This is a genomic window from Paenibacillus sp. HW567 (assembly GCF_000374185.1).
Taxonomy (GTDB): Bacteria; Bacillota; Bacilli; order Paenibacillales; family Paenibacillaceae; genus Paenibacillus_AQ.
The window spans coordinates 1,738,563-1,752,600 of the sequence record NZ_KB910518.1; the positions used below are offsets into that span (position 1 = coordinate 1,738,563).

Here is a 14,038-nt window from a genome sequence, read left to right on the forward strand (position 1 = left end):
AGCAGTTCTACTATTTATGGAGAGTGAGGACCGTTCATGAATCCGAAACCAAATATCGTTAACCTCCCTGTATACAAGCCCGGGAAGCCTATCGAGGAGGTCAAGAAGGAGCTTGGCTTAGACGATGTTATTAAGCTGGCCTCCAATGAGAACCCATACGGGTCATCACCGAGCGCAAGAGCCGCCATCGTAGCGGAGCTCGACAATCTGTATCTGTACCCCGACGGTTCGGCTGCCGAATTGACGGCGGCAGTAGCCGCTCACCTTGGAGTGCAGAGCGACAACATTATTTTTGGCTGCGGCTCCGATGAGGTTATCGCCTTGATAGCCCGTGCGTTCTTCCTGCCGGGAGACGAGACTATAATGGCGGATCAGACCTTTTCTGTATATAAAAGCAATGCCGAAATTGAAGGTGCGGTCTCCATAGAAGTGCCGCTTGCAGAAGGTACGCATGATCTGGACGCTATGCTGGCCCGGGTGACCGACCGTACCAAAGTGATCTGGATCTGCAATCCCAATAATCCAACCGGAACCATTGTGCCGGAGAAGGCGCTGATCAAATTCCTGAACGCGGTTCCTGCCGGAGTGATGGTTGTTCTGGATGAGGCGTATTCCGAGTATGTGACCGATCCTTCCTATTCGAATGGAATCAAGCTGCTGGACGCTTATCCCAATCTGGTTGTACTGCGGACGTTCTCCAAAATCTACGGTTTGGCAGCACTTCGCATCGGCTATGGCGTGGCAAGCCCGCAGATTATTTCCCTGATTAACAAGGTTCGTGAGCCGTTCAATACAACGCGTCTGGCGCAGGTTGGAGCTTTGGCTGCACTGGCAGACCAGGAGTATGTACAGGAATGCCGCCGCCTGAACAGTGCGGGCATCGTGCAGCTTCAGGATGAATTCAAACGGCTGGGCCTGGCTTCTTTCCCGGCGCATGGCAATTTCATCATGGTGGATGTGCAGAAGCCGGCAGTTGAGGTATTTGATGCCTTGCTGCGGCGAGGGATTATTATCAGAGCGGGACATCAGCTCTACCCGACCTATATTCGTGCTACTGTCGGATCTGCGGAGCAGAATAAGGCATTTATCGCTGCTCTGGAGCAGGTGCTTCAGGAACAGGAAGTGCGGGCCTAAGGGCGCCTGCAAGACGAATTCATAGAAGGCAGGTAGTTCAAAGAACATGACGACAAAAATAGCAATTTTCGGTGTCGGTCTGATCGGAGGCTCACTGGCCCTTTGCTTCAAAGGCAAGGAGGGCCTGACCGTTGTAGGCCATGCCCACCGTCCTGAATCGGCAAAAAAATACGTCAGCAGAGGTGTGGTCGATCAGGCCACACTTTCTATTGAGGAAGCGGCGCTGGACGCCGATTTCATTTTTTTATGTGTGCCTGTGGGTATGCTGGAGGACTATTTACAACGCCTAAGCAAGCTTCCGCTGAAGCCCGGCTGCATTATAACGGATGTTGGCAGCACGAAGGCTACGATTGCCGCTTGCGCAGTGGCCCTTGATCTGCCCGGGGTGCATTTCATCGGCGGCCATCCGATGGCTGGCTCTGAGCGTTCCGGTGTGGAAGCCGCCTCTTCGCTGCTGTTCGAGAATGCTTATTATGTGCTGACGCCGCCGCCCGGAGTGCCGGAGGAAGCTTATCAGGCTCTTGAAGCATTGCTTCTACATACCAAGGCGCAGATCGTCCGGCTGCAGCCTGGCCGCCACGATGAGATTGTCGGAGCGATCAGCCATTTGCCGCATATCATTGCGGTGGCTCTGGTCAATCAGATCCGGGCCTATGACGATACGGACTCTTTGTACAGTACGCTGGCTGCCGGAGGTTTTCGTGATATAACGCGGATTGCCTCCAGCGATCCGATTATCTGGCGCGATATCCTGCTGAATAACCGTCCGGTCATGCTTCGTCTGCTCAAGGATTGGAATGAGGAGATTTCCTCGTTTGTTCAATTGCTGGAAGAGGCGGATGGGGAAGGCATTGAGGCTGCATTCCATGAGGCGAATGATTTCCGCAGCCAGTTGCCGGAACGGCGCAAGGGGATGATCACTCCGCTGTTCGATTTGCATATTGATGTTCCTGATCATCCGGGGATCATCGGGCGTATTGCAACAGAGCTTGGGGATCAGGGCATCAACCTCAGCAACGTGCAGATTATCGAGAGCCGTGAGGATGTTCCGGGCATTATGCGCCTGTCCTTCCGCCAGGAGAACGATATGGAACGGGCCAAGATTCTGCTGCAGAACAACGATTATACCGTTTATGTATAGCGCCGGGGCGAAAAGCCCCGGTTTTTTAGTGCGCCTCACAGTCGCCTCATCTGGCAGAAACTCCATTTTGCGGTATAATAGGATGGCAAAAGGAGGAAAACAGGCGATGAACGACGAGATATTGATCATAGAAGATGAAGCCGGAATTGCCGGGATGCTGGAGCTTTTGCTGGCCAGGGAAGGCTATTCGGCGGTCCGCACCGTCTCCACCGGAGCTGCGGCGCTGGGCTTGCTGGAGAGCAGGGGGCCGGATATTATTTTGCTGGATGTGATGCTCCCGGACTGCAATGGGTTCGAGCTGTGTCTGGAGCTGCGCCAAAAGACGAATGCCCCCATCCTGTTTCTGACTTCCCGCACTGCGGATTACGATAAGCTGACCGGATTTGCAATGGGCGGTGACGATTACATAACGAAGCCTTTCAACTCTCTGGAGGTGGTGGCGCGGATCAAGGCGCAGCTTGCCAGAAGGAGGCTGTATATACAGGAGGCTCCATCCTTCTGTTACACTTTTGCCGATTTTGAAATCAACAAGGATACCGGCGGGCTGACGGTACGCGGCCAGCAGCTTCGCTGTACAGCCAAGGAGTTTGCACTGCTGCTTTTTTTTGCCGAGCATCCGAACAGGCTGTTCACGGCGGCACAGCTCTATGAGCTGGTCTGGGACCAAATGCAGCTTGGCGATGATAAGACGGTTGTTATCTATATTTCCAAGATCCGCAATAAAATAGAGCAGGACCCGAAGCAGCCCCGCTACATCGTTAATTTCCGGGGACTCGGGTATAAATTCATTCCAAACCCCTTGCCGGTGAATCCGGTATGAAAGGGGTTCTTCGTGTCGTCCTGCGGCTATTGCTTTTTTTAGTGGCACTGGTTCTGGGCGTGGTATTGGCTTGGCTGGTTTTGTTTATCGTATTTGCTTTTGCAAGGGAAATCATTCCGTGGCTGAAAGTGATCGCAATGTGGCATTATCAAATCTGGAGCTTCCTGATCCTGAGCCTGGCTGCGGTTGTTCTTTATTTGTGGAGTTTGACGAAGCCGGTATTGTATATGCTGACCTGGCTGAAGCGGCTGGCGCAGGGTCAATATGACGAACCTTTACGGAGCAATTGGCGCGGCCGGCCTGTTCCCGGTAACCGCATCGCGCTGCCGTATTCGCTCTTTAAGGAAATTATCGGGCAGATGTCTACGTTGACCCGGGCGCTGCAGCGTACGGAGTATGAACGGCGTGAGCTGGATGAGAACCGCAAGAACTGGATCGCCGGCGTGCGGCATGATCTGAAAACTCCGCTGGCTTATATTCGCGGGTACGGCTCCATGCTTGCGGCAACTGATCAATATGCATGGTCTAGTGTAGAAATTATCCAGTTCGGCGCACTCATGGAGCAAAAGGCAATCCAGGCGGAGCAGCTTATTGAAGATATGAACGCTTCCTATCAGTTGGACAGCTCCGAGGTTCCGCTCAAGCGGGAGTCTGTGGAGATGGTCGGATTTATCAGGCAGATCGTTGCCGATATTGCCGAGCATCCGTTGTCCGCGCGCCATACCTTTGCTTTTGACGCTGGCTTTGAACAGCAGATCGAGATCGACAGCCGCCTGATCCGGCGAGCGCTGCATAATTTGGTATGGAACGCGGTGGTTCACAATCCAGCGGGCTGCCACATTGAAACGGAACTACGGCTGGAACGGGACGGGCTGTTGGTCGAGATCCGCGACAACGGGGCTGGAATCGAGGCGGCGCTGGAGCGGCTGAATGCGGGGGAGAACAACTTACTGTCGGCGCAGGCCAGGCTAACCGGCTCCGGTCTGGGCATGGCGCTGGCTAAAGATTTTGTAACACGGCACGGCGGCAGAATGACTGTACACAGCAGGCCGCAGCAAGGGACACAAATCACTATTTACTTTTCGTTTTTTTTAGATTTGGCAAAATAGCAGGCCAGGCTCCCGCTTGTAGTGGGACCGGCCTGTTTTTTTACTTATTTTTTACTTTTCTTTACCTGGCTGCTACTTCCGGCGGCTAATATTATCCCCATATCAAAGACATGGGGTGACAGGATATGCCAGAGCTTATAGTGGAGACAAAAGGGCTGACCCGCCGCTTCGGCGAGCAGGTGTCGGTGAATGAGGTGAACCTGGAGGTGCCCGAAGGGAAAATATACGGGTTCCTCGGGCCGAACGGTGCGGGGAAAACGACGACAATCAAAATGCTGCTGGGGCTGCTCCGCGCCGATGCCGGGACGATCCGTATCTTTGGACAAGAAATGCCGGGACACAGTCTGGACATTCTGCGCAAGGTCGGCTCACTGGTGGAGAATCCTTCCTATTACGGGCATCTGACAGGCTACAAAAATCTAAAAATACTGACCACAATGCTGGAGCTGCCCGACCGGCGTATCGGCGAAGTGCTGGAGATTGTACGGCTGACCTCAAGCGCGAACCGGAAAGTTGGCGGATATTCGCTTGGCATGAAGCAGCGGCTAGGCATAGCAGCCGCGTTGCTTCGGAGTCCACGGCTGCTGATCCTGGATGAGCCGACCAACGGCCTCGATCCCGCAGGCATTCAGGAAATCCGCCATTTAATGCTGGAGCTGGCCCATGAGCAGGGAATGACAATGATGTTATCCAGTCATTTGCTGAGCGAGGTGGATTCGATTGCGGACGAGATCGGCATTATCAGCGGCGGCAGGCTTGTCTATCAGGGAGCTCTGGAATTGCTGGAGCGGTTCGGCAGAAGGGTGCTTCGGTTCGAACTGGAGTCGCCGGAGGAAGCGCTCCGCCTGCCCGGGCTGCAAGGATTCATTGTGGAGAGGGATGGCAACATGCTGTCGATAGCAGCGGAGGAGGGCAGTGTGCCACAGGCGGAATTGTTCAAGCTGCTGGGCCCTTACGGGATAATGAAGGTACAGGAAACCGGCAAGTCGCTGGAAGAGCTGTTTCTGGAGCTGACAGGAAAAGGAGGAAGCTTATGATTTGGCGGGCTTTGCGGGCCGAAGGAATGAAGCTCAAACCGGCGGCCTGCTGGCTGCCGGTTATCAGCTCATTGCTGTTCATCGCATTCATGGCCCTGGAATGGTATCTCAATTTCAGGAAAGGCCCGGGAGGGGTATATAGTGCGTTTAATGTGATGTATTTGTTTCTGGGGTTCGTAATGCTGCTGAATACCGCGCTGTTCACCGGTATGCTTACCGGTGTGGAGCAAGAATCCAATAGCTGGAAGCAGCTCCTGACCCTGCCCGTTGCGCGCCCTTATCTGTACTGGGCCAAGGCGATCTGGGTTCTGCTCCTGTTGCTCTGCACCGCATTTTTGATTATTGGCGGAATGGTTTTGCTATGGATTTGTTATACCTCAGAGCCGTTGCCATTCCAATTTCTAATTCAACAGATCATGTACAGCTTCCTTGCTTCCGCTGCGGTGCTGGGGCTGCAAATGTGGCTGTCCACACAGCTCGCCAACCAGTCCATTCCGATGTCCATCGGCTTCCTGGGGGCCGTGTCCGGTCTCTTCATCGCCCGCGACAGCGGGGCGGTGTGGGCCAGGCTGTGGCCATGGGCCTATCCGACCCTGTCCAGCCCGTTCATGCCAGGTGCCGGGATGTGGATTGCCATTAGCGTGGGGCTGGGAGCGATACTGCTTACCGCTGGAGCGCTGCATTTCAACAATAAACAATTCTAATTAAAAGAGGTGTAATTATGGGAAGCTTGATAAAAGCCGAACGGATGAAGCTGCAGTATCCTGTGATCGTCAGCTTGTTCCTCACCGGTGCTCTAGGTACGGTGATGCTTGGAGTTAACAGCTTGAATTCAGAAAATTTTGTCGGCTTTTATGTACACGGGTGGAAAACCTTTTATCTGCATATGTCCAGCTTTCACGGTTTGTTTTTGTATCCGCTGTATACGGGGGTGCTCGCGTCCCTTCTCTGCCGCTATGAGCATATGAACGGAGGCTGGAAACAACTGTATTGTCTGCCTGTCCGCCGTTCCCGCCTTTACTTTGCCAAACTGGGAACCCTGATGCTGCTGCTGGGTTGGATTCAACTGCTGTTTGCCGGAACGTATCTGCTTGCGGGCGGGCTGCTTCAATTGGGGAACGATTTGGACTTTGCCGAATTGCTGATAGGTACGGCTGGGGGCTGGCTAGCCATACTTCCGTTTGCGGCGCTGCAATTGTGGGTATCCACGCGGTTGAGGTCGTTTGTGTCTTCCTTGATTTTATCGGCCTCGATCGTTATCGCCAACATTGTGCTTACCGGACTTCACGCTTCCATCGGTGCCTGGTTTCCGTCTACGACGGCCTACTATGCTATGTATCCAAGAGGAACGGCCTTGTCCCCCCGGCTGGAGGTAATTCCGTTTATTCTTATTGTAGCCGTAACTTCCGGGCTGTACATCTGGGCGGGCCGCCGTTCACTTACGCGCGGGGCTCAGCTATAGACAGGTTTTTATAAACTGAAACCCAAAATCCTTTCGTTTGACTGATTTATGGAAAATAAGGAGGGGATTTTGGTGTGGCTCTATTTACTTGGTGCGGAGAGGGAATGATTATCAAGCGTATCCCAATTAGGTGTGGGAATGCCCGCGCGTGCCTTATCAGAATTGGGAAAAAGGAATAGCAATAAGATGCCTGAACTTAACCACGTGCTGCTGATGGGTCTGATAGGTCGTCCTCAAATTAGAAGTATTTATTCTTTTTCACTAACAGGCGGTAAAAATGGACAAAAAAAAGACCGCTTACATAATAAGCGGTTACAGTTCACAATTTCTTGGAACCGTGTAGTTTTTGGATAGGAGTGGAGAGAAACCATACTGTACTTTTATTATATGTATCCGTTTACATTTTGTCAACACTTAATTCAAAAGTAATTTGAACTAAGTGTTGTTTATTTTCGACTCAATTTTGCGCTTAGAATGCTATTCCTGGCGGCTCAAGTCTACTAATGTCATCCAGTAGGAATATATGTTATACTAGCTTAGTATGTTTATAGACTTCCAGCAGGTACATACATAAGGACCCGATAATCAGTTGCATGGAAATCAGTGGATATGCATGCCTTATTTTTGGGGTGCCTGAATATACATAGGAAGTATCTGCGTTTAAATGCTGTGAAATTGGAATGTTACCGCAACTTTTTGAGCCCTGCCCGGTATAAGGAAGTATGGACCGGACGGGATTAAACGTGCAAGGGCGAGGAGGGCCGATCTCACCATGACGGATTCCCAGTTGATCCAGCTAATTAAGCAAGGAAATACAGAAATATATTCAGAATTAATGCGGCGTTACCAGCGTAAAATACTGGCTTTTGTCTATCATATGCTCAAGAATTCCCATTTGGAGCTGCTCGCCGAGGATCTGTGCTCGGAGACCTTCTATAAGGCCTTCCGCAGCCTTCACTCCTTCCGGGAGGTCGATGCATCCTTCTCAACGTGGCTGTACACAATCGCCCGGAATACGGTGCTTAGCGAGCTGCGCAAGAACCGTTCCGGCAATGTGTCTCTGGAGGAGAGCGGCTATACGCCTGTAGCCCCTTCTGAAGTGGCTCCAGAGCAGGCCGCGCTGCGTAAAGAACGGATGAACCTGGTTCGTGAGGCGATCAATAACCTTCCGGAGAAGCAGCGCTCGGCGCTTATTCTGAGGGAGTATGACCAGATGGATTATCAGGAAATTGCTGTGATTTTGGATCAGAGTGTAAGCTCCGTGAAGTCACTATTGTTCCGTGCCAGGAGCAGTGTGAAGCTCCAGCTCGAATCCTATTTTTATGAGCCTGAGGCAGAAGAGCAGGCTGAGAGGGTGTAAGGCCAATGAATTGCAGGGAAGCGCAGGATTCCTTTCCGCTTCTGTGGGACGCTCCCCCCACCGACCCGAAGCGGATTGAACTGGAAAGGCATATTGCCGGCTGTCCTTACTGCAGCGCTGAGTGGGCGCTCTGGCAGGAGAGCAGCGAGATTCTGCAAGCAGCAAAGATTGAAGTCAGCGAAGAACGTGCGGAGTCAGTCAATCTTCGGGTGATGGAGCGGATTTACCTGGAAAGTCCTTGGCTGTTGCCTGGCGATGGTAAGTCTCCCGGGAATTCTGCCGTTTTCCGCCGTCGGCTGAGCCTTTGGATCGCCTGCTTTTTAGCGGTTTTTATCTCCAGCTTTCTTTATTTCACAATGTTCAGAACACCTGATAATACCACTTCAGCCCAGAGCGGTATTGTGGACACGGGTGTAGCCGGCATGTCTTTGGACTGGTCATCCTCTTATCCAGCTTCAGAAGCGGGAGGCGGCATTATTGAACCGCTCGTTGTAAGCATGGGGCCAACCCACCCGCAATATTGGATGATGCTGTCCATGCTGGGAGTAGGGCTGTCGATATTTTTATTGTTCAGGCTGAACCGTTACCGCAGACATTAGAAAGCTCACTTACCTTAAGGGTAAAGCGGGCTTTTTTGTTTTTCTATTTTGCGGAGACTGAATGAATATACCTGATTAATCTTCAGCATGAAGACATTTGTATTCATTCGTGTTACATTAGTAAGCAAACATAAAAGAAAGGGCTGGGTGATAGGCGATGCTGATCGGCTTAATACGCCATGGGCTGACGGATTGGAATGTGGAGGGAAGAATACAGGGGCAAAGCGACATTCCGCTAAATGACGAAGGCCGCAGGCAGGCTGACATGCTGGCGGAACGGCTTCTGCAGGAGCCTTACCGCTGGGACTATTGCATTACCAGCAGTCTTTCCCGCGCAGCAGAGACAGGCCGGATTATTGCCGGTAAGCTCGGTATTCCATTACTTGAACCGGACGATCGCATCCGTGAGCGTGCCTACGGCCAGGTTGAGGGAATGACGGCAGCGCAGCGCGAAGAGAAATGGGGCAAGGATTGGAATCAATTGTCGCTCGGACAAGAAATGGATGAGCAATTGCAGGCGCGTGCCTTGGACTTTATGGAAGAGATTGCGGCGCGTCACCCGGAGAAGAATATTCTCGTTATCTCCCATGGCGGTTTTTTGGCACAGCTATACATTGCATTGTATAAGGATAAATTTTCAGAACGTTTGGGCAACCTTTCACTTACCATTTTGGAGAAAAATGATCAGGAGTGGAACCCGCTGCTGTACAATTGTACACGGCATATCCTGCAAAATCAGCATTAACCCGACCCTTCGGGTTATTTTTTTTTGAGAAATAAGGAATAAAAAGGGCTGTATTTCCCATAATGGTAGTAAAACGGTGAGGCGATAAAAGATGAATCTGGCGGATATGCTCACTTACGCGGACATTGGTCAGCTTACCGCCATAGCGGGACACTACCGGTGTGATTGCAAACGAAATTCTAAACATGATTTGATTCAAAGTATATTGATCACACTGGGAAGCCGGAATTTCATGGAATCCCATATCCGTGAATGCGCCCCCGAGGAGCTGCGGTTTCTGAACACATTGCTGTTCGATGAGCGCAGCCATTACAGTCTTGAAGATTTGCTGGCTGCTGCGAGGCTTGCCTCGTTCGATGCCGTTCCCGGCAAACATGAGGGCTACCGCGAAATGATCAGCCGGTTCAAAAATGGCGGTTGGCTCTTCAGCGGCGCTTCCCAGCAGAACAGGTATTTGTTCCAAGTGCCTCAGGATTTGAAGAAGCGCTTTCGTGAAGAAATGGGCGAATATCTTAAAGAACGTATTCCCTTCAGCGCCGAGCCTGCAATATACCGGGCCGAGGGGGAGATGCTGGCCGGTGATCTGCTGCTGTTTCTGCGCTATGTCAAGGAAAATGAGCCGGAGCTGAACCAGGAAGGCGCGTTGTACAAAAGATATCAGCAGGGGGTAATGAACGCCATCCAGATTCCTGAACCTCTGCTGGGTAAAGGCGGCTGGAAATTCGGCTATGGCAGAGCGGGTGAGCATTATCCGCCCAGGCTGGCCCTTATGGTTGATTATGCCCGTCACCGCCGCTGGACCTCGGAAGAGGGCTTTCGCTTAAAGCTTACCGTGGCAGGAGAGAAGCAGGTGTCTGAGGGGAATGCGGAAAAGCTGATGCAGTTATATTCCTTTTGGTTAAAACTGTATAAAGGCGCTGTTCCCAATCTCTCATCCCTCGTATACTGGATTAGTGTAAGCGCGGGGAAATGGGTCACTGTTACCTCATTGCTTGCGGGAATCGGCTGGCTGATTAAGCCGTTTTATTACGATGATGCCGCTTCGATTCTGGAACAGCGCATACTGCGGATGATGCTGCATCTTGGGATGCTGCGGTTAGGCGAGACCTCTGAGGGTCCAGCAGTCATGATCACTCCTTGGGGAGCGGAGGCAGCTCATCCGAAGCAGCTTAGCTAGGCAAAGGCACATTAATTCGGAATGGGTGCGATTGTATTGAACGGACCAGAGATTGGTGAATATGCTTTAGTAGGAGCCGGAACAATTGTAACCGAAATCAAAATCATACCGCCCTATACCCACTCCCTTGCTTCACCGGCTAAGGTGGTCCGTGAATGAACTGCTGAGGATGTTACGTACAAACGCGAGTTATGTGAGAAAAACACAGGAATATGGAATTATTTAGACAGCGGAGGTGTATCGAATGGACAAAATGAAGGCTACCTATGAAGTGATGCTAGGACTTATGGCAGAAATGGTGTGGGATGAAGCGCTTCGAAAGCGCCGTACCGACATCTTGTACCGGGAGATTGACACGGCGCTGGCTGCCGGTGATAAGGCGGCGTTCCGCAATTTGACTGAAGAACTGAAAAGTCTGGCATAAGAAAAATAAGGGAAATGCGCCCGGCGCATTTCTTTTTTTTTTTAAGTTTTTTTATGTTTCACGCTAACAGATAGCATTTGCAGACAGGGGGCCGAATTTCGACTCTTGCCGTTCTGCCGGCAAATTGTTTGCAGTGGGCATTCGATTTACTTCGTCTAACAAGCGATGCTGATTTAATGAAGGAAGGTTGCTTGTTTATGCGGTATATTCGGAGTATTTTTAAAAATGATTTAAATCAATTACGGGCAGGATGGGATATTCTGCTGGTGATAGGGGCTAGCTTGGCCTTGACGCTGTGCGGGTCGCGAATTGTGGCGCTGCATACGGATTCCGGGTATTTATTTGACCAGCAAGGATGGACGAGGTTGTTCTACGGGTTTGGCCCTTATATACTGGTTGCCGTGTGGTTTGCCGTCAAGGTTGTGCACAAACACTCTCTCGCGTCTATTGGTCTTACACGTCCGGACGTTAAAAGGTTATGCACAGGTTCGATAAGCGGGGCGTTTTTACTGACTGCTGTCATTGTCATTATGCTGGGCGTTGATCTTGCAGAATTACAAGGGGAGTGGTCAAACCCGCACTGGAACCGGATAGATATTACCGGCATGTTCATCACGGCATTCGTGGCTGGGATTTGTGAAGAAGTCCTGTTCAGGGGGTACATTCAGCATCTGCTCTCCAGCCGTCTGTCATTGTTCTGGGGAACTCTGATCACATCAGCCTTGTTCTCGTTGCTGCATATGGCCAATGGTGACTTCACTTGGATCAGTGGGCTTAACATTGGACTTGTGGCGCTGATTTTCTCCGTTATGACGATTCGGACGGGGAATCTTTATTTCGCCATCACGTTCCACATCGCCTGGAATTTGTTCCAGGGTTATGTATTCAGCACCCCCGTAAGCGGATATGCAGCAGAAGGTATTTATGCCGTTCAGTTGCATGGTGCTGAGTGGTTAAGTGGGGGCGGCTTTGGTCCGGAGGGGAGCGTCATTACCACGCTTGTGCTTGGGCTGGCATTCGGATTGATAATATTTGTACCCGTTCGGGGGAAAACGTTGAGTGTGAAGTCTTAACCCAGCTTCATTATTGACTGGGAAGCGGTTGGTCAGGAAGGCATCGAGGTTAAAAGACACGCTGAGTGAGATTTGGCGCAGACCTCCTGCTGTCATTTGTAACCGTGTATACGAGGTCGGTAGTTGGGCTGACAGCGAATGCTTCCCTATTGGAAACGGAATCATGAAAGCGATTTATTCCTTTCTCAGGCTGATATTCAGGCCTTTCAGGCTCCTTCAGTAAGCAGCTATGTAAGGGAGAAAATACTAGTAATGCGACAGCAGAAAAGATGGATTAAATGTGACAGAAAATCAACAATTTATTAAAAAAGACAAAGATGCACTTGTCACAATTTAGACAATATTCTTGACGGGGGATGGGGCGTGGGCGGGGATTACACACCATATGAGCAGCCATAATAAGAGCATGAGCCGATTCGATGGCTGAAACGGGACAGATCCCTGAAGATGTGCAGCGTGAGGAGAAGGCGGCCGAGAACAAAGTCAAGGGCTTGCGAGCCGCAAGTGCGGTGAAGGTCAAAAAGGTTGCCATCGTGGACAAGGATAATCCCGCAATGGCGCTGTTCAAGCAGACCACCTGTGTGACCTGTCATGCGGTGGATCTCAAAGGTGCCGGAGGGCCATCGCCGCGGGGAGTGGGAGACAGGCTGGATAAGGAAGCGATTCTCACGATCGTCAAAAACGGCCGGGGCCAGATGCCGCCGATGGCGAAGACAGCGACGTCCGCGGGTCTGAGCGGGCAGGATATCGAGAGCCTGGCGGGCTGGCTTGCCAAACAAAAAAGCGAACAGTAAAATAATGGTGACGCATTAGTACAGCATCAGATTTGAAGGGTGGAGCAGGGGCCTGCGATGCCCGAAGGACTGAAGACGTGGAGCGATCCTCCCTCAGGTGTACCCCGTCCCAGACGGATTTCGTTCTTAAATCGGGCGTTTGGCTCGGCGTTACGACTGTGGTGCGCGTATTTCGAATGAGAGTCACGATCTTGGTTAGTTACGGACGCCATGGGCCTTATGATCGAATAGTTCGCTCCTAAACGTTCCTTGGAGAGACCATAAGCGCGCTGCGGTCCGTTAAGCCGCAACAAGTGGCGTTTTCTTGAACATAACGGCTCCCGGGTCCGTAAGGAACTGACTCAGTTGCTGTGGCTTCTCTTCACTGACCCCTGAGGGGATGACCTCACCACAGATTTAGCTCTGCTGCTGTACTAACCTGATCGTATTTGCGGTCGGTTTTTTGTGTACATTCATATTAAGCTGCCACATTCGGGAGGTAAGGATTGTATATGCCGTTTCAATGGTTCGATAAGCTGTTCAAGCACAGGGGAGTTATGTGGCTGCTCTTTATTGTGAATTTTCTCGGCACGATTTACGGGTACATATGGTATGCCAATCAATTGGAATTTACGGCAAAAAATTATCCTGCCTGGCTGCTCCCCTTTGTTCCGGACAGCCCGACGGCAAGCTTGTTTTTTACGCTTGCTCTGCTGCTGCTGCTCTATCCGCCGAAAGGGTTAAAAGGAACGCTCATCCGTGAGCTGATTGAAGCGCTGGCGGTTGTTACGTCAGTGAAATATGGGATTTGGGCGGTTGGCATTATTTTTGCCGGAGGTTATCAGGGCAATTCACTGGATTGGAAGGACTGGATGCTGGTGGTTTCGCATACCGGAATGGCGGTTGAGGCGCTGATCTACGCCCGCTTCTTCTCCTTCCGCAGAATGCTGCCCCTGGCGCTGCTCTGGACCTTAGCCAATGATATGGTGGATTATTCTGAAGGAGTCTATCCTTGGCTTCCCTCCGTTCTGGAGGATGATGTGACAAGTGTGCAATATGCCACAATCGGGCTTTCCTTCTTCAGCGCCGCCGCAGCCTGGCTGTTTGGAGGAAGGGCTTCCCTGGACAAGTCCCGGAGCCGGTACTGACAGGCTGTTCTAACTCTTGTCCTTCTGCCATACATT

The 14,038-nt window shown here is 51.5% G+C and carries 15 protein-coding genes and 1 pseudogene; all 16 read left to right on the forward strand.

Annotated features, from left to right (window positions below):
- The first annotated feature begins 36 nt into the window (after positions 1 to 36).
- The 16 genes and pseudogenes from hisC (at position 37) to B212_RS0107815 (ending at position 14,002) form a co-directional block, all read left to right on the forward strand.
- Positions 37 to 1,134: a histidinol-phosphate transaminase gene (hisC, locus tag B212_RS0107745; RefSeq protein ID WP_019909988.1), complete on the forward strand. Its 1,098-nt coding sequence runs from the start codon at positions 37 to 39 to the stop codon at positions 1,132 to 1,134.
- A 46-nt stretch (positions 1,135 to 1,180) separates the two neighbouring features.
- The gene (locus B212_RS0107750; RefSeq protein ID WP_019909989.1) at positions 1,181 to 2,275 is read left to right on the forward strand and encodes a prephenate dehydrogenase; all 1,095 of its coding nucleotides are present in this window, start codon (positions 1,181 to 1,183) and stop codon (positions 2,273 to 2,275) included.
- Positions 2,276 to 2,381: 106 nt separating this feature from the next.
- Positions 2,382 to 3,095, forward strand: coding sequence for a response regulator transcription factor (locus B212_RS0107755; protein WP_019909990.1), 714 nt, complete (start codon positions 2,382 to 2,384; stop codon positions 3,093 to 3,095).
- A complete protein-coding gene (locus B212_RS0107760) occupies positions 3,092 to 4,204 on the forward strand; it encodes a sensor histidine kinase (protein ID WP_019909991.1) in 1,113 nt (370 codons plus the stop codon). The genes B212_RS0107755 and B212_RS0107760 overlap by 4 nt, the downstream gene beginning before the upstream one ends.
- Positions 4,205 to 4,329: 125 nt before the next feature.
- Entirely contained in the window at positions 4,330 to 5,241 is a 912-nt protein-coding gene (locus B212_RS0107765; protein WP_019909992.1) for an ABC transporter ATP-binding protein, read from the forward strand.
- Complete coding sequence (locus tag B212_RS0107770; RefSeq protein ID WP_019909993.1) at positions 5,238 to 5,945, forward strand: ABC transporter permease; 708 nt, start codon at positions 5,238 to 5,240, stop codon at positions 5,943 to 5,945. Before B212_RS0107765 ends, B212_RS0107770 begins: the two co-directional genes overlap by 4 nt.
- A gap of 17 nt (positions 5,946 to 5,962) precedes the next feature.
- Positions 5,963 to 6,703 (forward strand): ABC transporter permease, encoded by a 741-nt coding sequence (locus tag B212_RS0107775; protein WP_019909994.1) that lies wholly within the window; start codon positions 5,963 to 5,965, stop codon positions 6,701 to 6,703.
- A gap of 772 nt (positions 6,704 to 7,475) precedes the next feature.
- Positions 7,476 to 8,063, forward strand: a complete 588-nt coding sequence (locus tag B212_RS0107780; RefSeq protein WP_019909995.1) for an RNA polymerase sigma factor — start codon at positions 7,476 to 7,478, stop codon at positions 8,061 to 8,063.
- Positions 8,064 to 8,068: 5 nt separating this feature from the next.
- Complete coding sequence (locus B212_RS0107785) at positions 8,069 to 8,662, forward strand: anti-sigma factor family protein (protein WP_019909997.1); 594 nt, start codon at positions 8,069 to 8,071, stop codon at positions 8,660 to 8,662.
- 157 nt (positions 8,663 to 8,819) lie between these two features.
- Entirely contained in the window at positions 8,820 to 9,407 is a 588-nt protein-coding gene (locus B212_RS0107790) for a histidine phosphatase family protein (RefSeq protein ID WP_019909999.1), read from the forward strand.
- Between the two features lie 91 nt (positions 9,408 to 9,498).
- The gene (locus B212_RS0107795) at positions 9,499 to 10,584 is read left to right on the forward strand and encodes a hypothetical protein (protein WP_019910000.1); all 1,086 of its coding nucleotides are present in this window, start codon (positions 9,499 to 9,501) and stop codon (positions 10,582 to 10,584) included.
- Positions 10,581 to 10,810, forward strand: a pseudogene (locus tag B212_RS35270) (gamma carbonic anhydrase family protein); the annotation flags it as partial. The gene B212_RS0107795 and the pseudogene B212_RS35270, both read left to right, overlap by 4 nt.
- Positions 10,811 to 10,828: 18 nt before the next feature.
- Entirely contained in the window at positions 10,829 to 11,008 is a 180-nt protein-coding gene (locus tag B212_RS0107800) for an IDEAL domain-containing protein (RefSeq protein WP_019910001.1), read from the forward strand.
- Between the two features lie 197 nt (positions 11,009 to 11,205).
- Complete coding sequence (locus B212_RS0107805; RefSeq protein WP_019910002.1) at positions 11,206 to 12,081, forward strand: CPBP family intramembrane glutamic endopeptidase; 876 nt, start codon at positions 11,206 to 11,208, stop codon at positions 12,079 to 12,081.
- Between the two features lie 419 nt (positions 12,082 to 12,500).
- Entirely contained in the window at positions 12,501 to 12,875 is a 375-nt protein-coding gene (locus B212_RS31010) for a c-type cytochrome (RefSeq protein WP_019910003.1), read from the forward strand.
- Between the two features lie 491 nt (positions 12,876 to 13,366).
- Complete coding sequence (locus B212_RS0107815; protein ID WP_019910004.1) at positions 13,367 to 14,002, forward strand: DUF1405 domain-containing protein; 636 nt, start codon at positions 13,367 to 13,369, stop codon at positions 14,000 to 14,002.
- Positions 14,003 to 14,038 lie beyond the last annotated feature (36 nt).